We start from the raw sequence: 18,053 nt of genomic DNA on the forward strand, positions 1-18,053 counted from the left end.
TCACCCTGGCTGGCGAGGACTACCTGGACCAGCCGCTGCGGTTTCAGGGTCAGTATTTCGATGGGGAAAGCGGGCTGCATTACAACCGGCACCGGTATTACGACCCACGGCTGGGCAGGTATCTGACGCCGGACCCGGTGAAGTTGGCAGGTGGGTTGAATCAGTATCGGTATGTGCCGAATCCGACGGGGTGGGTGGATCCGTTGGGGTTGAGTTGCCTTTGTCCGCCGTCGAAGCCGCGACGTCCTATGCAGTACGAGGCTGGTCGTGTGGTCGTCGAAGAGGGAGCGCCCCCGCTGCCGAAAATGACGGCGCAGGAGCGACGGGCGAGACTTGATGAAGTTGCTGAGGAAAATGCTAAGCGTCGGGTACATGAATATGAAAAAATTTATGATATGCACACTGTAAAAAAGCACAGTTCCGAAATTTCCGATCAAGCCCTTAAGCAGCGTGGTATTAATGGAGCTGATCCTCACACCGGGATCGTCCCAATACGTGCCAGAGGAAATCTTAGCTCGCAGTTTCATAACTGGCGGATGCATCTGGGCGGGTTAAATAAAGCGATGACAAAGGATAAGAATGGTTTGATTATGCACACAGGGAAAGATCAGAAGCGCAATCCAATAGTTAGGTTGGAGCTGCCTGGAGCGGGTCGTGGATATAGGCCAAATAGGATGGATGAACAAAATCCGAGCCTTAATGAGGAAATGAATTGGTTTGAAGTAAAGTTCGATCAGGTAAATACACAGAAGCCGTTTACGGGGTTTCCTGCTGAGGGCAAGTAATGTTGAAAGATCCGTTTTTGAATGAGCCTTTTGAACCAGGGTTAATGTGGTTTATTGGTGTGTTCGATGTTTATGATCGGGAAGAAACTCGAGGTGTAGAACTAGGAGTATACAACCCCAATGTCTCTGGTGATCGGGAGGTTCTGATCAGAAAGTATTGTCTGAATCTGCCGTACCTCTCCTATAGGCACAAGCTGGTTCTACTTGAGCACTTGAAAGTAAAACTCGAGGATCCAACATGCGACTTTCAACTTTTGTTCGAAATCGACCCGTGTGAAGCCGCGAGTTGGCCTCGTGGAGAGTGGGACTACCTCGAAAATCCTCGGGGGTTTTTCGAGGATATCTATAAGTTGGCGATGGAGGTTTGGGAACTGGATCTTGCAAAAGCCGCTAGTGAAGATCGTTCTGCATGGTAGTTTCGAATTTATTCGAAAATTCAACGATGGCCCGAAACGAGTGCTTCGGTAAAAGGTAGAGCATTCATACTGTCGATAAGATAAACGCTATACCCCGGAACATTCTTCGCATGATGCTTGGCCTGCGATGCCATTTCCGCGAGTTGACTAGCATCGAGTTGTGCGCAGGCTTCGGGGTGTAGATGCACGACGCCGATGGACAGCGACAACAGCGGAAACTCCTGCCGCACCCCTTGGCGATTCGGTGCGATGAAACAGCCAGCTTCGAGGTGTTCGGGGCGATAGAAGCGCCGGCATTGGCTCTGGAAATCATCGAGCAGTTGATTGAGGCGTTTGCGCCAATCCTCGGGGCCAAGGACCAGGAGGAAGTCGTCGCCGCCAATATGGCCGACGAAGTCGCGCGACGGGTCGACGCGCTCGTTTAGGCATTGCGCCAGACACAACAGGACTTCGTCACCGCGCCCATAGCCATAAATGTCGTTGAAGGGTTTGAAGCTGTCGATGTCGACGTAGCAGATGACCGACTCGCGGCCCTGTTGCAGCAGGCGCGTCAGGCATTGCTGGATCGGCACGTTGCCGGGCAGCAGGGTCAGCGGGTTGGCGTAGCGGGCTTGCTGGATTTTCAGTTCGGTGATCAGTTTGAGTACGTCGATCACGCGGCCGAGGCCGAGGTAGCTGCCGTTGAGCGTGATGATGAAGTCTTCTTCGATGCGCTGACGGGCACGGCTGGTGATCAGGCGGCTGACCTGTTGCAGCGACTGGCTCATCTCCACGGCCAGGAAGTCGTCGTTCATCAGTCGGCTGATGGGTTTGCGTGCGAACAGGTCGGTGGCGAACGGTTTGAGCAGAGCATCCGAGAGGGAATGACGATGGACGATGCCGCACGGTTGGCCTTGTTCGTCGAGTACTGCCAGTGAGTTGAGGTTGGCTTGGCGACGGAAGGCTTCCAGCACGGTGGCGGTGGGTGTGTCGCGCGGTACGGCCGATTGGTCGTTGAGCAGGGCGCTGAGGTCGCTGCCTTCGTCGTTCAGCGCGACGGCGCTGCTGTCGTGCTTGGGCATCAAGGCGCGGGCATCTCGAGGCGGGTGCTCCTGTGGACGTCCCAGCAAGTAACCCTGCACCAGATCGACCCCCATCTCTGTCAACACTGCCAGCTCTTCCGGCAGTTCGATGCCTTCGGCGATGACTTGTGCCCGGGATGCTTTGGCGATTTGCAGGATCGAGCCGACGAACTCACGCTTCAACGCGTCCTGATGTATGCCATCGATAAAGTGCCGGTCGATCTTCACGTAATCCGGACGCAGTTCCGACCATAGACGCAGGCTGGAATACCCGGCACCGAGGTCATCCAGTGCAATCGAAAACCCCATCGCCCGATAGTGATGCAAAGCGGTTTGCAGCAACTGGAAGTCATCGATCGGGGTTTGTTCAGTGAGTTCTATCACCACCTGACTCGGCGGGATGCCGAAGTCTTGCAGCAATTGCAGTGTCCGCCCTGGCTGATGCGCTGCTTCGAGCAAGGACTCCGGCGAGACATTGAGAAACAGCTTGCCCGGTAATTGCTGCTCGTTGAAGCGACGGCAAGCGCTTTGTCGGCAGGCGATTTCCAGTTCGCTTAGACGACCGGCCTGACGCGCCACTGCGAACAACGCGATAGGTGAGTGAAGAGGGCTGTTGGACGGACCACGGGTGAGGGCTTCGTAGCCAAGGATACGTCGCTCGGAAAGGCAAATGATCGGCTGGAACAGGCTGTTTAAACCGCTTTGAGTCAGGATCGAGCTCAAGGCACTCAGCTGTTCGGTCGTGGTCATGGCGATCTCTGGCGATAAAAAAGGACTGGGAGCGTTCTCGGTGAAGAGAGTGGCTCCCAGTCCTTTATTGCACGACAGAATGATGACTGTTTGATGACGATCCGGGGATCGTCAGCATTAAATTGCCATCACCTTACTTCTTCGCCACCTGATTGCTCAGCTTCAGGTAATCCAGCAGAACCCGGCCGGTCTCGGCCAGATAGGCGTCGTCTTCCGGTTTGACTTTGTCCGGATCGGCTGCGGCGAGAGCGTCTTCGTCTTCTTTCTTCAGCTCTTTGAGCGGTTCTTCGCCCTTGGCCTTGCGACGGATGTTCTCCATCACCAGTTGCTTGGCATCGATGTCGGCATGCTGGGCGCGGCGCTCGGTCTCGTTGAGGCTGACGGTTTTCTCCTCCATCAGCTTCTGTGCCAGTGCCAGCTTGTCGCGGATGAACACGAACTCGGCGTCTTTTGCAGAGCGGGTATCATGCTCGGACTTGAGTCGCACCAGGTAGGGCTTGAACGGATCGGCCGCCGGTTTGATTGCTGCCTTGATGGTGTCCCATGGCATGGCTTCCGGCAGAGCACTCTCGCCGATTTCCTTGGTGTCGATCAGCGACGGGTAGTCGATGTCCGGCAGTACGCCCTGATGCTGGGTGCTCTGGCCGGAAACCCGGTAGAACTTGGCCAGGGTCAGTTTCAGTTCGCCGTGGTTGAGCGGCTGAATGGTCTGCACGGTGCCTTTGCCGAAGGTCTGGCCACCGATGATCAGCGCGCGGTGATAGTCCTGCATGGCACCAGCGAAGATCTCCGAAGCCGATGCGGACAGGCGGTTGACCAGCAGCGCCATCGGGCCTTTGTAGAAGGCACCCGGGTTTTCATCCTCAAGCACGTCGACGCGGCCATCGGCGTTACGCACGAGTACGGTCGGGCCCTTGTCGATGAACAGGCTGGTCAGCTCGGTGGCTTCCTGCAGAGAGCCGCCGCCGTTGTTGCGCAGGTCGATGACCACGCCGTCAACTTTGTCTTTCTGCAACTCGGTCAGCAGTTTCTTGACGTCGCGGGTGGTGCTCTTGTAGTCCGGATCACCGGCACGGAACGCCTTGAAGTCGAGGTAGAAGGCCGGGATCTCGATGACCCCAAGCTTGTAGTCCTTGCCGTCCTGTTTCAGATGGAGGATGGACTTCTTCACGGCCTGATCTTCGAGCTTCACCGCTTCACGGGTGATCGAGACGATCTTGGTGGTCTGGTCGTTCGGCGCATTGCTCGCCGGAATCACTTCCAGGCGCACGACGGTGCCTTTCGGGCCGCGGATCAGTTTGACCACTTCGTCCAGACGCCAGCCGACCACGTCGACCATCTCTTTGTTGCCCTGCGCAACGCCGATGATTTTGTCGGCCGGTGCGACTTGCTTGGTCTTGTCGGCAGGGCCTGCTGGCACCAGGCGCACGACTTTCACTTGATCGTTGTCGCTCTGCAACACTGCACCAATGCCCTCGAGGGACAGGCTCATGTTGATGTCGAAGTTTTCCGCGTTATCCGGCGACAGATAGTTGGTGTGCGGATCGTAAGACATGGCGAAGGTGTTGATGTACGCCTGGAAGATGTCTTCCGGACGGGTCTGGTCCAGGCGCGCCAACTGGTTCTTGTAGCGCTTGGTCAGGGTTTCCTGGATCTGCTTCGGCTCTTTGCCGGCGATCTTCATCCGCAGGACTTCGTCCTTGACGCGTTTGCGCCACAGGTCGTCGAGTTCTGCTGTGGATTTGAGCCAAGGGGCGTCCTTGCGATCGATCTGCAAGGTTTCCTTGGTGGTGAAGTCCATCTTGTCGACGCCTTTGTTCAGCTCGGCAAGCGCGAAGTCCAGACGCGCCTTGACGCGGTCCAGATAGCGCTTGTAGATGGTGAACCCGGCGTTGAGGTCGCCGCTTTTGAGGAAGTCGTCGAACTGGGTCTTCCACTTGTCGAATTCGGCGATGTCGCTGGCCATGAAGTAGCTGCGCGATGGGTCCAGCAGCTTGAGATAGCTCTCGTAGATGATCACCGAGCGCGCGTCGTCCAGCGGCGGCTTGCTGTAGTGGTGGCGCTTGAGCAACTCGACGACGTTCAGGCTGGCGATGACCTCATCGCGATCAGGCTGCAACTTGTCCCAGCTGTTGGCTGCGAAGGTATTGCCCGACACCGGCAACAGGCCGATACCGATAAAAAGAGCGAGGGCGGTGCTGGGGAGCAAATGCTTCATGCTGATTCGACGCGGGGACAATTGATAACGCATATTAGGCCGTCTTTGAAGTCGCCGGATCTACAAGAGCCGGTCGCATAATGCAAAAAGCCCGGCGCTACAGCTTCGGGCTCAGTCCAGACTCACTATGGAGGCACTGTGAAGGCATTGCAAGGCGTTGAAGGTCAAGTGGTATGGGTTGAAGAGGCGAGTCCTACGTGCGATGTAGGACAAGTTCGCATCCGAGTGGCGGCAGCCGGCCTTAATCGTGCCGACTTATTGCAAAAGGCAGGGCTTTATCCGCCGCCGCCAGGGGCCAGCCAAGTGCTGGGTCTTGAGTGCTCCGGGGTCATCAGCGAGGTCGGTGCGGGCAGTTCGTGGCAGGTCGGTGATCGTGTCTGCGCCTTGTTGGCTGGGGGCGGGATGGCCGAAGAGGTGGTGGTCGACGGGCGTCACGTATTGCCGGTACCTGAGGGTGTTTCGCTGGTCGAGGCTGCGGCATTGCCCGAGGTTTACGCAACCGTCTGGTTGAATGTGTTTCAACTTGCGGCGCTCAAACCGGGTGAGAAAGTTCTCTTGCACGCCGGGGCAAGTGGAATTGGTTCAGCCGCTATTCAGCTGTGCAAGGCGTTTGGCAACCCATGTTGGGTCAGCGTCGGCTCGACCGAGCGTTTGGCTTACTGTGAGGCGCTGGGGGCCCAGGGCGGGGTGGTGCGTACCGATGATCTGGAAAGCCTGCGCGACTTCGGTCCGTTCGATGTGATCCTCGATCCGGTGGGCGGCAATTACTCTGCGCTGAATCTCAAGTTGATGGCATTGGATGGGCGTTGGGTGTTGATCGGTTTGATGGGCGGCCGTGAGGCGAAACTGGACCTGGCGCAGGTGTTGGCCAAGCGTGTCCAACTGCTGGGCTCGACATTGCGCAGTCGTGACGATCAGTTCAAGGCCGATCTGTTCAGTGACCTGAGCCAGCATGTATGGCCATTGTTCGCTGAAGGGCGGTTGAGCCCGCAGTTGGCCAAGGCCTTCCCGATCAAGGATGCCGAGGCGGCGTTTGCCGAGCTGGCGAGCAATACCGTGGCGGGGAAGGTGGTGTTGGTGATTGATGACAGTCTGAGCTGACACCACACAACCATTGTGGGAGCGGGCTTGCTCGCGAAAGCGCAGTGTCGGTCGATAGATTATTGACTGATCCACCGCCTTGGCGAGCAAGACCGCTCCCACATTTGGATCTATGTTTACTTCCAGAGATGAATTGGCCAGCCGGCCTTTTCGGCGTGTTCAAGCAACACCGGATCCGGATTGACCACATGCGGGAAATCCACCTTCAGCAACAACGGCAGATCATTGCGTGAGTCGGAATAAAAACTCGCACCTTCCAGGTTCTCTTCCTCAGCATCCAGCCATTCCAGCAGGCGGGTGATCTTGCCTTCGCGGTAGGTCAGGGTGCCGACAGTCTGGCCGCTGTACACGCCGTGCGCCAGGTCCAGTTCGATGCCTAGAATCTCGTCGATGCCCAGTCGATCGGCAATCGGTTTGACCAGATGGGTGCCCGACGCCGAGATCACCAGAATCCGGTCGCCCGCCTTGCGATGGGCGGCGATGGTTTTGGTGGCGTCACTGAAAATGATCGGCTCGATGAAGTCTTCCACCCACGGGCCAACCAGATGTTCGACTTCTTCCGGCGAACGGCCGATCAACGGCTCCAGGCTGAACGCCATGTAGTCTTCCATGCGCAGTTTGCCATGGCTGTAGGCGTCCATCAGTTCGTTGTTCTTGCGCATGAACGACTCGGGATCGACCCAGCCCAAACGGCCCATCTGCTCACTCCAGAGGGTGGCGCAGTCGCCGTGGATCAGGGTTTCGTCCAGATCAAAAATTGCCAGGGCCATCAGTGCAGTTCTCTCTTCAACTTCAGCGAAGTCATCAGGCTACCTCACACAGGGCCGCCGGATCGATGGAAAGCGCCAGACGCTGACCGTCCGGGTGCAGATCGGCCGCCGAGCGGTTGAGTACATCCACCACCAGTTCGACGCCACGGGCTTCGATCCGATAACGGATGACATTGCCGAGCAGGCTGTGGCTGCTGATCTGTGCGTCGAGTTCGCCATTGAGGCTCAGTTCGATGGCTTCCGGGCGAATCGCGATGCGGTGGTGGATCGGCCGTTGCAGCAGTTTCGAGGCGCTGTCAGCATCGAGCAGATTGTAGTTGCCGATGAAGCCGGCGGCGAACAGATCGACCGGCGCGGTGTACAGGGTTTCGGCGTCGCCGCTCTGGACGATTTTCCCCTGGTTCATCAGGAAAATCCGGTCAGACATGGTCAGGGCTTCTTCCTGATCGTGGGTGACGAAGATCGTGGTCAGGCCGAGTTCGCGCTGGATCTGACGGATCTGTTCGCGCAGGTGTTTGCGAATGCGCGCATCAAGGGCTGACAGCGGTTCATCCAGCAGCAACAGGCGCGGGCGAGTGACCAGCGAGCGGGCGAGGGCGACACGCTGACATTGGCCTCCGGACAATTGATGCGGATAGCGGCGGGCAAAGTCGTTCAACTCAACAAGTTTCAACACTTCGGTGACGCGCTTGTGGCTGTCGTCGGCATTGACCTTTTGCATGCGCAAACCAAAAGCGACGTTTTGTTCCACGGTCATGTTGGGGAACAGCGCGTAGCTTTGAAACACCATGCCGATTCCGCGTTTCTGTGGGCTCAGCGGCACGATATCGACGCCATCGAGCAGGATCTTGCCGGCATCGACCGGCGTCAGGCCGGCGATGCAACGCAGCAGCGTGGATTTGCCGCAACCGGACGGGCCGAGCAGGGTGACGAATTCGCCCTTGTTGATTTCGCAGTTGATGTCGCTGAAAACCGTGGTGCCAGAATAGTTTTTCTGCAGATGTTGGACGCTGACATAGCTCATTGGCTTTTGTCCTTGTTCAAGATGTTGGCGATCCAGGTCAGGACCAGCACGAAAAAGAAATACGAGATGACCAGCGCACTGGTGAAGTGGCCGCTGCTGTTGCGCATGTTGTTGAGGTAAACCTGCAGGGTTTCGTAGCGCGTGCCGACGAGGATGTTGGCGAACACGAACTCGCCGAACAGGAACGAGAACGACAGCAACAAGGCCACCATCAGCCCTTTACGCAGATTGGGCAGCACCACCAGAAACGCCGCCTGAAAGGTGCTTGCACCGAGCAGTTGTGCGGCGTCCATCAGGTCGCGCAGGTTGATCGCTTGCAGGTTGTTGGTAATCGCCCGGTACATGAACGGCAGTGCCACGGTGAAGTAGCAACCGATCAGAATCCAGGGCGTGCCGACCATCGCCATCGGCCCGGAACCGTACAACTGCAACAAGCCGACCGAGGACACCACGGGAGGCACCGCGAAGGGCAGCAGGATCAGGATGTTCATCAGGGCATCGAGTTTCGGAAAGTGGTAATGCACCACAAACAGCAGCGGCAGAATCAGCACCACCGACAGCACCAGCGCGCCGACACACACCAGCAATGATTGACCGAACGCGTGCAGGAAACGCGGATCGCTCCACAACTGGATGTACCACTTGAAGGTGAAACCGCTGGGCAGGATCGTCGCCGACCAACTGCTGGCGATCGAGTAGACCAGCGTTCCGGCGAGCGGCAGCAACAGAATGGCAAACAACAGGTAGACCACGACGCGGTGGTAGAGACCGGCCGGGCCGGATTCAGCGCGAGACATGGTAGCTCCTCTTCAGCAGCAGTTGATGCACGACGGTGACGATGGTCATCAGCGCTATCAGCACCACGGCCAGCGCACTGGCCAGATTGGGATCGAGCGAAATATCGCCGGAGACCATCGCCGCGATGCGGATCGGCAGCACGTTGAAGTTACCGGTGGTCAGGGCGTAAACCGTGGCGTAGGCGCCAAGGGCATTGGCCAGCAGGATCACGAACGTGCCAAGCAGCGCCGGGGTCAGCACCGGCAGACCGATGTGTCGCCAGAACTGCCAGCCGTTGGCGCCCAGCAGCGAAGCCGACTCGCGCCAGTCTTCACGCAAGGCGTCGAAGGCAGGGTAGAGCAGCAGTACACCGAGAGGAATCTGGAAGTAGGTGTACAGGATGATCAGCCCGGTTTTCGAGTACAGGTTGAAGTCTTGAATGATTCCGGTCTGCTTCAACATCAGTGTGATGCTGCCGTTGAAACCGAGCAGGATGATGAACGCGAAGGCCAGAGGCACGCCGGCAAAGTTGCTGGTCATGTTGGCAAAGGCATTGACGAAATTGCGCAGTTTCGAGTCGACCTGGCGCAGGGAGTACGCTCCGAGCACGGCGATGATGATGCCGAATACGCTCGACCAGAAACTGATCTCAAGGCTGTACTGGATCGCCTGTCGATAGAACTTCGAACTGAAGATTTTGGTGAAGTTTTCCAGGCCCCAACCAAACTCTTCCGATTGCAGACTGTTGATCATCACCCAGACCAGCGGGGCGATTTCGAACACGATGAAGAACACTGCGAAAGGCACCAGGCACAGCGCAGCCAGCCATTTACCACGATTCATCGCGTTCACTTGAGTAACTCCCGGCAGACGGGTTTGTCGTGGGGCACGCCGAGCAGTTCGCAGACGGTGCCGCAAATGTCGGTCTGCTTTGGCGCAGCGGCAGCGTTGAGGCTGAAGGCGTCGCCGAGGACGAACAGCGGCACTTGGCGTTCTTCCGGGAGCAAACCGTTGTGCGAGCGATCGTTGTTCATGCCGTGGTCGGCGGTCACCAGCACTTGATAACCGGCATCGAGCCAAGCCTGCAGATAATCGGCGAGGATGATGTCCGCCGAGCGCGCGCTGTTGCGGTATTGCGGGGTGTCGAGGCCGTGCTTGTGGCCGGCGTCGTCAATGTTCATCGGATGGATCAACAGGAAGTTCGGCGCGTGGCGCAGGCGCAGGTTTTCGGCGTCGGCGAACAGGTGCGAATCCGGATAGTGATCGTTCCAGTAGAAATGCCCATGCTGGATCGGCAGCGATGGATCGTCTGTGTGACGGTCACGGGCGGCCTCGAACGGCGAGCGGTTGTACAGCTCACTGACCCAGTGATAGGCCGCGGCGGCGGTTTTCAGGCCGGCGTCGCGAGCATAGTGATAGATGCTGCGCTGATTGGACAGGCGCGAGACGTTGTTATGGACGATGCCGCTGTCGATGGGCGGCACGCCGGTGAGGATGCATTCATAAAGCGGTCGGGACAGGGCCGGCAACTCGCACTCCAACTGGTAGAGCGCGGCGCGTCCTGCGCCAACGTAAGCTTGCAGATGCCCCATGGCGTGACGTGCGACCTCGTAGTTGAGACCGTCGAGCACGACAAGGATGACGTTGTGCTTCATAGGGGCAAAAACTCCGCGAAATTTTCCAAAACTCTCAATCAACTCGATCCACTCCCACAGCTGGATCCCTGGTGGGTCCAGCTGTGGTGAGCTTCAGGGTTATTTCATCTCTACGATGACTTCTTCGTTCCACTTCTGCGGCAGGGATTTGGAGGTTTTTTCCCACGCATCGGCGTCTTTGATCGGGGTGACGTTTTTGTACTGCTCGTTCGGCAGCAGTTTGGCTTTCACGTCTTCGGGCAGTTGCAGGTGTTCGGCGCGGATCGGACGGGCGTTGCCGCGAGCGAGGTTGGTCTGGCCGGCGTCGCTGAAAATGTATTCGCGGGTCAGCTTGGCGGCGTTCGGGTTTTTCGCGTACTTGTTGATGATCGTGGTGTAGCCGGAAATCACCGAGCCGTCAGACGGGATCAGCACCACGTAGTCATCCGGGTTGGCCATCTTGGCCTTGTAGCTCAGGCCGTTGAAGTCCCAGACCACGCCGACTTCGATTTCGCCTTTTTCCATGGTGGCGATGGTCGGGTTGGCCATCGACAAACGACCTTGCTTGGCGATGTCTGCGAACATCAGCAGGGCAGGCTGGATGTTTTTCTCGTCGCCGCCGTTGGCCAGTGCCGCAGCCAGTACACCGTTGGCCGCTTGTGCAGCGGTGCTCACGTCGCCGATGGACACCTTGTATTTGCCGCCCTTGAGGTCAGCCCATTTGGTCGGCACTTCGGAGCCGTGCAGCAACTTCTTGTTGACGATAAACGCGATGGTGCCGGTGTAGGCCAGTGCCCAGTTGCCGTCCTTGTCCTTGGCCCATGCAGGCACTTGATCCCAGGTGCTTGGCTTGTAAGGTTGCACTACGCCTTGCTTGACCGCGATCGGGCCGAAGGCAGCACCGACGTCGCCGATGTCAGCGCTGGCGTTGTCTTTCTCGGCGGCGAATTTGGCGATTTCCTGGGCCGAGCTCATGTCGGTGTCGATGTGTTTCAGACCGTAGGTCTTGGCCAGGTCTTCCCAGGTGCCTTTCCAGTTGGCCCAGTCATCGGGCATGCCGACGCTGTTGACGGCGCCTTCCGCTTTCGCAGCGGCTTCGAGGGTTTTCAGGTCGGTGTCGGCCGCCATGGCGGCTGTACACATTGCGATGGTCGAGCCTAACAGTGTTGCCAGGAAAAGCTGTTTCATTACGAAGCTCCTTGGTCGTGTTCAACGCTGCGATTGCGGTTTGTGTTGGTCTAGGTCAGCAATACCTGAGCCAATTTAAGGGTGCTGGATGACACTTTGATGTCGATGGCCTTGCGCAAGACCCTTTATTTGCCCTGGATCGGCGAGTGCCAAGTAAGCGTAGACCATGCTCAAAGCCCCGCAGGGCAGGGAAACTGGCCGGTGTATTGCAAGTCGTGAGAGCGACCGCTGGGCAGTTTTGTCATCTCTCGGTCATCTGCACTGCCTAGGCTTGCTACACACTCAAACGGTTCATTGGCCGTTCGGTTTTGCCCCGAAACAGTGCTGGTCTAGTCCAGATAGGTAACGTTGATGCGCGATGAGGCAACAAAAGCGGTGACAGCCATTGGGCAAATCCTGCAGGAGCAGCTCGACCACGGGCTGTTGGCTCCCGGCAGCAAGTTGCCGGCCGAGCGCAAGCTTAGTGAGTTGTTCGGCACGACCCGCATTACGGTGCGTGAGGCCTTGTTGCAATTGGAGGCGCAGGGGCAGATTTATCGTGAGGAGCGGCGTGGCTGGTTCGTCTCGCCGCCGCGTCTGGCGTACAACCTGATGCAGCGCAGCCACTTTCACGCGATGGTCAGTGCGCAGGGGCGGGTGCCGTCGACCGAGGTGATTTCGGCACGACTGCAGCCGGCGTCGGCGGCGGTATGTGCGTGGTTGCAGTTACCGGCGCTGTCGAGCGTGATTCAGATTTGCCGGTCGCGGCGCATTGATGGGCGGTTGGTGCTTTATGTGGAGCACTATTTGAACCCGCGGTTTTTTCCGGGAATCCTTGAGTTCGATTTGAATCAGTCGATTACCGAGTTGTATGCGCGGCATTACGATTTGCACTATGGACGGGTGCGCTTCGAGATTGTGCCTACGTCGTTGTCTGTTGATGCGGCGGCGGCTTTGAAGGTGTCGGTGGGGAGCCCGGGGCTGCGGATTGCTCGGGTCAATTATGACCAGCATGAGCGCTTGATTGATTGTGATCTGGAGTTTTGGCGCCATGATGCGATTCACGTCGGTGTTGATGTGGTTTGATCTTGGCGGCCTCTGGGCCGATCAGGTTCTTGATGGGGTGAATATCCGCTGCTTAAGCGCTATTCCTTCGGCTGACCACCGCCGGCAGTGATCACTTGCACGCTCATCCGCGGCGTCGCCAGATCCAGTCCTGCCTCATCCAGATGTCGCTTGAGCGACAGGTTGAAGGCTCGGGAAACTTCCCACTGTTTGATCGGCGCGGTCTTGAAGCGGGCGCGCAGAATCGCGCTGCCGGATTCGAAACTTTCCACACCTTGAATTTCCAGTGGCGACCAGATGTTGCGGCGTTGCAGCGGGTCGGTGCGCATTTTCTGGCCGACTTCGCGCATCAGCTTGATCGCGTCGTCGATTTCCATGTTGTACGGCACTGCCACGCGGAAGATCGCGTAGCCGAATTCCCGCGAATAGTTCTTGATGCTTTTGATTTCGCTGAACGGGATGGTGTGGACGATGCCGTCAATGTCACGCAGGCGCACGGTGCGGATGGTCAGGCCTTCGACGGTGCCGAGGTGACCGCCGACATCCACGTAATCATCGATGGCCAGGGAGTCTTCGATGATGATGAACAGGCCGGTGATCAAATCTGCCACCAGCGACTGTGCACCGAAACCGATGGCCAGACCGATCACACCGGCACCGGCCAGCAGTGGCGTGACGTTCATGCCCATGTTCGCCAGGGCGACGATCAGCGCAATGATGAAAATCGTGATGAACAGGACGTTGCGGATCAGCGGCATCATGGTTTGCGCGCGTGCGTTGGCCAGACTTTTGCGCGAGCGCGTGAGGGCGTGGTGCACGGCGGTGTCGCTGAGTATCCAGATCAGCCAGGCGAAGATCAGCGTGCCGATCAGGCTGAACAGTTTGACGCTGATATCGTGACCTTCGCCCTCGGTGAAACCGATCAGCGACATGCCCCAGACGCGCAGCCCCAGCTCAATGAACACCAGCCACACGAGCAGGTGGGCGAGGGTGTAGAAAAAGCTCTTCAAGCGATCGGAATACAACGCATGGCGTTTCGGCCCGCGTGGGGGTTTGAGCGAATGGCGGCGCACCAGCCCGTTGATGACCATGCACAACACCAACAGCACGGTGCAGAGCAGCGACTGGCGCAGCGCGGTACTGGTGTCACCGGCGGAGACGAAAGTGGCGAACAGCGAGATGCCGACCAGCACCAGTGCTGGCACGTACCAGAAGGTACCGAGGATTTCGATGGTGTCGCTCAGGGCACGGCGGGTCAGGCGGCGTGACAGCGGTTGGTTGCGAATCAGGTGCGCGATCGGCCGGCGGAAACGCAGGATGAATAACCCGGTAGAGAGTGCCGCAAGGACATTGGTAACCGTTGCAGCGGTATGCGCAAGATGCACGCCGAGACTCTCGATCAGGCGCGGATCGTTCAGCGCTTCGCCGAAGGCGGCGAAGCTGCCGATCAGCCACAGTGGCCGAAACGCCTGATGGCGCAGGATGTACAACGCGCGATGACGGTGCGGACCGTCGAGCACGGAAAAAGCGATCACGCAGATCGCCGAGAAACAGGTGCCGACCACCAGCGCATAGGCCAACACCATCGCCAGACTTTTGCCCAGTGACGATGGCAGGGCGTAGCTCATGTAGACGGTAATGACCAATGCAATCAGCCATGGCCCGAGTTTGCGCAGTGCGAAGCGCAGCATGTCGAGGGCCTTGGGATGCTGTGGCAGTTCTTCGGTGAGACCGAAACGCATGCGTACCCGATGACCGAGCCAGATCAGCGCGGCGGCGAGCAGACTCCAGAGCATCAGAATCACGGCGAAGCCGAAGATGATCGGCAGCCATTCACTGGCCGGCAGCATCAGGGCTTTGAGCTCATCCTTGGCCAGATCGAACTCGTTGGACCAGCGGTTGATCGGGCTGTCGGCACCGGAAAACTGCTTCTCGAAATTGGCCAGCGTGCCGCCGATCAACCCGAGTACGCCTTCTTCGGGAGAGGCTTGGGCTTTTTTCGTGGCATCGCGCAATTTCTTCAAATCGCTCAGCAACTGCGCACGTTGCTTGTCGTTTTCCAGCGACCTGATGACTTCGTCCAGCGACTGGTCGAGCGGTTCCTGAGCTTCGGGTTGGGCCTTGGTGGTGTTGAGCAGGCCCGGCAGACCGACCGCTTGCGCCGGTGCCATGGGCAGTAGCGTCATCAGGCAAATGAACAACAGACTGGGCAAAGCAAAAAGACGAGCGAACACTAGGCGGTCAACCTCGCAAGGGGCGGATTCGCTGGAGTGTACGAGGGCGCATTACTCAATGCGAGCCGGACGCGGATTTATTCGTTGAGTTTGGCGAGGATCTTGTAAACCACGGTGGCGAGGATCATCAGCATGCCGACCCACATCGCGAACACACCCATGTTCTTGTCGCGGAAGTTGAAGCCGACGGCCAGCAGAATCATTGCGCACAGGATGGGAATGAGCATGGCGTGGAAGGAGGACATTGAGATCATGGTGACTGCCTTGTCGGAGGGGATGATTCAAGTCTAGGTCGGTTTTGTTTGAGTCGGGGTGATGTGAGTCAGAATTGAGTCGCAGCAAGGAAAAGTCGGTATTCCCCGAACTGGCGCTTTCGCGAGCAAGCCCGCTCCCGCATTTGAAATGCATTCCAGTGTGGGAGCGGGCTTGCTCGCGAAGCTTTTAACGCTGTTATGGCAATTCGCGGCAGGCGTAGAACGCGCTCAGCACTTTGACCAGGTGCGCCAGGTCGTGGCTGCCGCACAGTTCGCGGATCGAGTGCATGGCGAAGGTCGGCAGGCCGATATCGACCGTGCGTACGCCCAAGTGGCTGGCGGTGATCGGGCCGATAGTCGAGCCACAGCCCATGTCACTGCGCACCACGAAGCTTTGCACCGGCACTTCTTCGGCCATGCACAGATGGCGGAAGAACCCGGCGGTTTCGCTGTTGGTGGCGTAGCGCTGGTTGCTGTTGACCTTGATCACCGGGCCGGCGTTGAGTTTCGGGCCATGGTTGGCGTCGTGCTTGTCGGCATAGTTGGGGTGTACGCCGTGGGCATTATCGGCCGAGACCAGCAGGGATTTCTGAATGGTGCGAACGAACTCGTCACCTTCTGGCAACAGACGGCGCAGGGTCTGTTCCAGCATCGGGCCATCGGCGCCGCACGCCGAGCAGGAGCCGACTTCTTCGTGGTCGTTGCACACCAGCACGCAGGTTTCGTCGGTTTCGGCAGTCAGCAAGGCTTGCAGGCCGGCGTAGCACGACAACAGGTTGTCCAGGCGGGCGCCGGCAATGAAATCACCATTGAGGCCAATCACCGCAGCGCTTTGTGTGTCGTAGAAGCTCAGCTCGTAATCGAGCACCACATCGGCATTCAGACCATGTTCGCGGGTCAGTTGATCGGTCAGCACGGCGCGGAAGTCGACACGCTCGTCACCGGCAAACTGCGCGAGGATCGGCGGCAATTCGGTCTGGGCATTGATCGCCCAGCCTTGATTGGCTTCGCGGTTGAGGTGAATGGCCAGGTTGGGAATGATCGCGATCGGTGCTTTGAAGTCGATCAGCTGGCTTTCGACCTTGCCGTCGCGGCGGAAGGTCACGCGGCCGGCCAGCGACAGGTCACGGTCGAACCACGGGGCGAGCAGGGCGCCGCCGTAGACTTCGACACCCAGTTGCCAGAAACCCTGGCGCTGTAGTTCCGGTTGCGGCTTGACCCGCAGGCATGGGCTGTCGGTGTGCGCGCCGACCAGACGGATACCGCCATGCAAAGGCGAGTGGCGGCCCATTTTGATCGCGACGATCGAGGAGTCATTACGGGTGACGTAATAGCGACCGTTGGCTTCGGTGGTCCATGGCTCGCGCTCGTCGAGGCGCACAAAACCGGCGGCCTCCAGACGTTGAACAAGGCTGGCAGTGGCGTGGAACGGGGTAGGGGAGGCCTTGAGAAAGTCGATCAGGCCTTGGTTCAACTCTTCGCGCATAAGAAACTCCAGACAGCAGTGGGCGGGAGTTTAACGCATCGGCTCGGGAATTGGCGCGGACTGAAATCGATACCCGGGGGAGTAAGCCTGCTTGCAAAAGCGTCAGGTCAGTCGACGTCGATTCGACAGACACACTGCTGTCGCGAGCAAGCTTGCTCTCACAAGGGGAAGGTAGGGTTCACCGGGCGGCGGCCAGGCTGTTTTTCAGGTAGCTCATGATGATTTTTTCGTCTTCCGGTTTATTCGGACGCGGCAGCTCTTGCGGCCAGCGGTTGTGGCTCAGCAGTTTTTTCTGACGGCTTTCGTCCCAGCGCAGTATTTCCCGCGAGGCACATTCCCACCATTCGTGTCGGCATGCGCTGTAATACTGATCCTCGGGTATGGCGCTGCCATACAGCAGGTCGCGGCCGACCTTGCGCAGAGGGCCTTTGAGGTGGCGCAGTCTCCATTTGATTTTAAAGCGCTGCCAAGCGGACGGAAACGGTTTGACGCTCGGCACATACGTACACAGATCCACCAGGCGTTGGCTGAACTGTTCACCATGTTGAGAGAAGAAGTACGCATGCATCCCATGGAAGAAGCGTTTTTCAGCGAAGTAGTGATAAACGTGTTGGCGCGCCTCCACCACCTGACGGCCACGCATGGCATACGACAGGGCGATCTGTTCGATGGTGTGGATTTCGAAGCCATCGCGGGTCCATTCATCGATCAGGCGGATCGACTCTTCGAACAGCGCCGAATCACTACAGGTCACGCCACACAAACCACTGTTGTAGAGTTTGAAACCGTTGTCCGGCGTCACTCCGTGGCTGCGTAAGTCTCGGCCCAGTTTTTGATAGGCGGTGCGCTGGTGCACATCTTTCCAGTCGTATTCGAAGCGATCCATCACCGAACGACTCGGCTCGATGAATTCGAACAGGCGGCTCGGGTGGCTGGTGAACAGCGTGTCGGTGTCGACGAACAGGGTCTTTTGCGCCCACTGCATACCGGCGGCGATGGCGCAGGCTTTGCGTCGGTGGTGATAGCCGTGAGTGCCTTGCCAGCGGGTCTGTGTCGCCTCGTCCAGCAGCACGGTGTCGACCGGCCAGTCGGCGTAGTCTTCGGGCCGATCGGTCAGAATCCTGATGGCTGGACGCTCGCCGTTTTTGGCATGGGACAGCGCGGTCAGGATGCTGAACTTGGCTTCGCGTCGGTACACATCCTGATTGCCATAGACCAGGTAAAGCAGTTGGTGGCGAACTTTTCTGAGGGAAGGCACCAAGGGATCAATGCAATTCATTCGAAACTAAATCCTTGTCTTAACTACAGCAC

Annotated in this window: 16 protein-coding genes; 4 read left to right on the top strand and 12 right to left on the bottom strand. The window is 58.2% G+C overall.

Going from position 1 to position 18,053, the window contains the following annotated elements; genetic code table 11:
- Window positions 1-785, top strand: a 785-nt coding sequence (locus AACY02_RS23175; protein ID WP_339433939.1) for an RHS repeat-associated core domain-containing protein, incomplete at its 5' end; no start/stop codon positions are given.
- Window positions 785-1,201: a hypothetical protein gene (locus tag AACY02_RS23180; RefSeq protein WP_339433940.1), complete on the top strand. Its 417-nt coding sequence runs from the start codon at window positions 785-787 to the stop codon at window positions 1,199-1,201. The genes AACY02_RS23175 and AACY02_RS23180, both read left to right, overlap by 1 nt.
- Window positions 1,202-1,221: 20 nt before the next feature.
- Here AACY02_RS23180 and AACY02_RS23185 read toward each other — a convergent pair whose 3' ends face one another.
- Both AACY02_RS23185 and AACY02_RS23190 read right to left on the bottom strand, forming a co-directional pair.
- Window positions 1,222-3,012 carry a bifunctional diguanylate cyclase/phosphodiesterase gene (locus AACY02_RS23185; protein WP_339433941.1) on the bottom strand — a complete coding sequence of 597 codons (1,791 nt, stop codon included), beginning with the start codon at window positions 3,010-3,012 and terminating at the stop codon, window positions 1,222-1,224.
- 133 nt (window positions 3,013-3,145) lie between these two features.
- Window positions 3,146-5,230, bottom strand: a complete 2,085-nt coding sequence (locus AACY02_RS23190; RefSeq protein ID WP_339433942.1) for a carboxy terminal-processing peptidase — start codon at window positions 5,228-5,230, stop codon at window positions 3,146-3,148.
- 138 nt (window positions 5,231-5,368) lie between these two features.
- On the opposite strand from AACY02_RS23190, the gene AACY02_RS23195 reads away from it, so the two are divergent.
- On the top strand, window positions 5,369-6,331 hold the full coding sequence (locus AACY02_RS23195; protein ID WP_339433943.1) for a zinc-binding dehydrogenase: 963 nt from the start codon (window positions 5,369-5,371) through the stop codon (window positions 6,329-6,331).
- A gap of 116 nt (window positions 6,332-6,447) precedes the next feature.
- On the opposite strand, the gene AACY02_RS23200 is transcribed toward AACY02_RS23195, so the two are convergent.
- From AACY02_RS23200 to AACY02_RS23225, 6 genes are all read right to left on the bottom strand, one after another.
- The gene (locus AACY02_RS23200) at window positions 6,448-7,101 is read right to left on the bottom strand and encodes an HAD family hydrolase (protein ID WP_339433944.1); all 654 of its coding nucleotides are present in this window, start codon (window positions 7,099-7,101) and stop codon (window positions 6,448-6,450) included.
- Between the two features lie 34 nt (window positions 7,102-7,135).
- Complete coding sequence (locus AACY02_RS23205; RefSeq protein WP_339433945.1) at window positions 7,136-8,125, bottom strand: ABC transporter ATP-binding protein; 990 nt, start codon at window positions 8,123-8,125, stop codon at window positions 7,136-7,138.
- Window positions 8,122-8,922 (bottom strand): ABC transporter permease, encoded by an 801-nt coding sequence (locus AACY02_RS23210; RefSeq protein WP_339433946.1) that lies wholly within the window; start codon window positions 8,920-8,922, stop codon window positions 8,122-8,124. Before AACY02_RS23210 ends, AACY02_RS23205 begins: the two co-directional genes overlap by 4 nt.
- A complete protein-coding gene (locus AACY02_RS23215; RefSeq protein WP_339433966.1) occupies window positions 8,909-9,745 on the bottom strand; it encodes an ABC transporter permease in 837 nt (278 codons plus the stop codon). Before AACY02_RS23215 ends, AACY02_RS23210 begins: the two co-directional genes overlap by 14 nt.
- Window positions 9,746-9,750: 5 nt before the next feature.
- Window positions 9,751-10,557 carry an alkaline phosphatase family protein gene (locus tag AACY02_RS23220; protein WP_339433947.1) on the bottom strand — a complete coding sequence of 269 codons (807 nt, stop codon included), beginning with the start codon at window positions 10,555-10,557 and terminating at the stop codon, window positions 9,751-9,753.
- Between the two features lie 99 nt (window positions 10,558-10,656).
- Entirely contained in the window at window positions 10,657-11,724 is a 1,068-nt protein-coding gene (locus tag AACY02_RS23225; RefSeq protein WP_221734243.1) for an ABC transporter substrate-binding protein, read from the bottom strand.
- A gap of 351 nt (window positions 11,725-12,075) precedes the next feature.
- Here AACY02_RS23225 and AACY02_RS23230 point away from each other — a divergent pair, with 351 nt between their 5' ends.
- Window positions 12,076-12,789: a UTRA domain-containing protein gene (locus tag AACY02_RS23230; RefSeq protein ID WP_339433948.1), complete on the top strand. Its 714-nt coding sequence runs from the start codon at window positions 12,076-12,078 to the stop codon at window positions 12,787-12,789.
- Window positions 12,790-12,848: 59 nt separating this feature from the next.
- Here AACY02_RS23230 and AACY02_RS23235 read toward each other — a convergent pair whose 3' ends face one another.
- The 4 genes from AACY02_RS23235 to AACY02_RS23250 all read right to left on the bottom strand — a co-directional run bounded on the left by AACY02_RS23235 (window position 12,849) and on the right by AACY02_RS23250 (window position 18,021).
- Window positions 12,849-15,002, bottom strand: coding sequence for a mechanosensitive ion channel family protein (locus AACY02_RS23235; RefSeq protein ID WP_339433949.1), 2,154 nt, complete (start codon window positions 15,000-15,002; stop codon window positions 12,849-12,851).
- A gap of 77 nt (window positions 15,003-15,079) precedes the next feature.
- Window positions 15,080-15,256, bottom strand: coding sequence for a hypothetical protein (locus AACY02_RS23240; protein WP_339433950.1), 177 nt, complete (start codon window positions 15,254-15,256; stop codon window positions 15,080-15,082).
- Between the two features lie 196 nt (window positions 15,257-15,452).
- A complete protein-coding gene (locus AACY02_RS23245; RefSeq protein WP_339433951.1) occupies window positions 15,453-16,742 on the bottom strand; it encodes a M18 family aminopeptidase in 1,290 nt (429 codons plus the stop codon).
- Window positions 16,743-16,920: 178 nt separating this feature from the next.
- A complete protein-coding gene (locus AACY02_RS23250) occupies window positions 16,921-18,021 on the bottom strand; it encodes a hypothetical protein (protein WP_339433952.1) in 1,101 nt (366 codons plus the stop codon).
- Between the last annotated feature and the right edge of the window lie 32 nt (window positions 18,022-18,053).

This window comes from Pseudomonas sp. EA_65y_Pfl2_P78, from assembly GCF_963970495.1.
GTDB classification, from domain to species: Bacteria; Pseudomonadota; Gammaproteobacteria; order Pseudomonadales; family Pseudomonadaceae; genus Aquipseudomonas; species Aquipseudomonas baetica_A.

Bases quoted from the DNA above. Each gene is read 5' to 3' on its own strand.
- AACY02_RS23180 (WP_339433940.1), top strand. From the start codon at position 785: ATGTTGAAAGATCCGTTTTTGAATGAGCCTTTTGAACCAGGGTTAATG.
- AACY02_RS23185 (WP_339433941.1), bottom strand. From the start codon at position 3,012: ATGACCACGACCGAACAGCTGAGTGCCTTGAGCTCGATCCTGACTCAA.
- AACY02_RS23190 (WP_339433942.1), bottom strand. From the start codon at position 5,230: ATGAAGCATTTGCTCCCCAGCACCGCCCTCGCTCTTTTTATCGGTATC.
- AACY02_RS23200 (WP_339433944.1), bottom strand. From the start codon at position 7,101: ATGGCCCTGGCAATTTTTGATCTGGACGAAACCCTGATCCACGGCGAC.
- AACY02_RS23205 (WP_339433945.1), bottom strand. From the start codon at position 8,125: ATGAGCTATGTCAGCGTCCAACATCTGCAGAAAAACTATTCTGGCACC.
- AACY02_RS23210 (WP_339433946.1), bottom strand. From the start codon at position 8,922: ATGTCTCGCGCTGAATCCGGCCCGGCCGGTCTCTACCACCGCGTCGTG.
- AACY02_RS23215 (WP_339433966.1), bottom strand. From the start codon at position 9,745: ATGAATCGTGGTAAATGGCTGGCTGCGCTGTGCCTGGTGCCTTTCGCA.
- AACY02_RS23220 (WP_339433947.1), bottom strand. From the start codon at position 10,557: ATGAAGCACAACGTCATCCTTGTCGTGCTCGACGGTCTCAACTACGAG.
- AACY02_RS23225 (WP_221734243.1), bottom strand. From the start codon at position 11,724: ATGAAACAGCTTTTCCTGGCAACACTGTTAGGCTCGACCATCGCAATG.
- AACY02_RS23230 (WP_339433948.1), top strand. From the start codon at position 12,076: ATGCGCGATGAGGCAACAAAAGCGGTGACAGCCATTGGGCAAATCCTG.
- AACY02_RS23240 (WP_339433950.1), bottom strand. From the start codon at position 15,256: ATGATCTCAATGTCCTCCTTCCACGCCATGCTCATTCCCATCCTGTGC.
- AACY02_RS23245 (WP_339433951.1), bottom strand. From the start codon at position 16,742: ATGCGCGAAGAGTTGAACCAAGGCCTGATCGACTTTCTCAAGGCCTCC.
- AACY02_RS23250 (WP_339433952.1), bottom strand. From the start codon at position 18,021: ATGAATTGCATTGATCCCTTGGTGCCTTCCCTCAGAAAAGTTCGCCAC.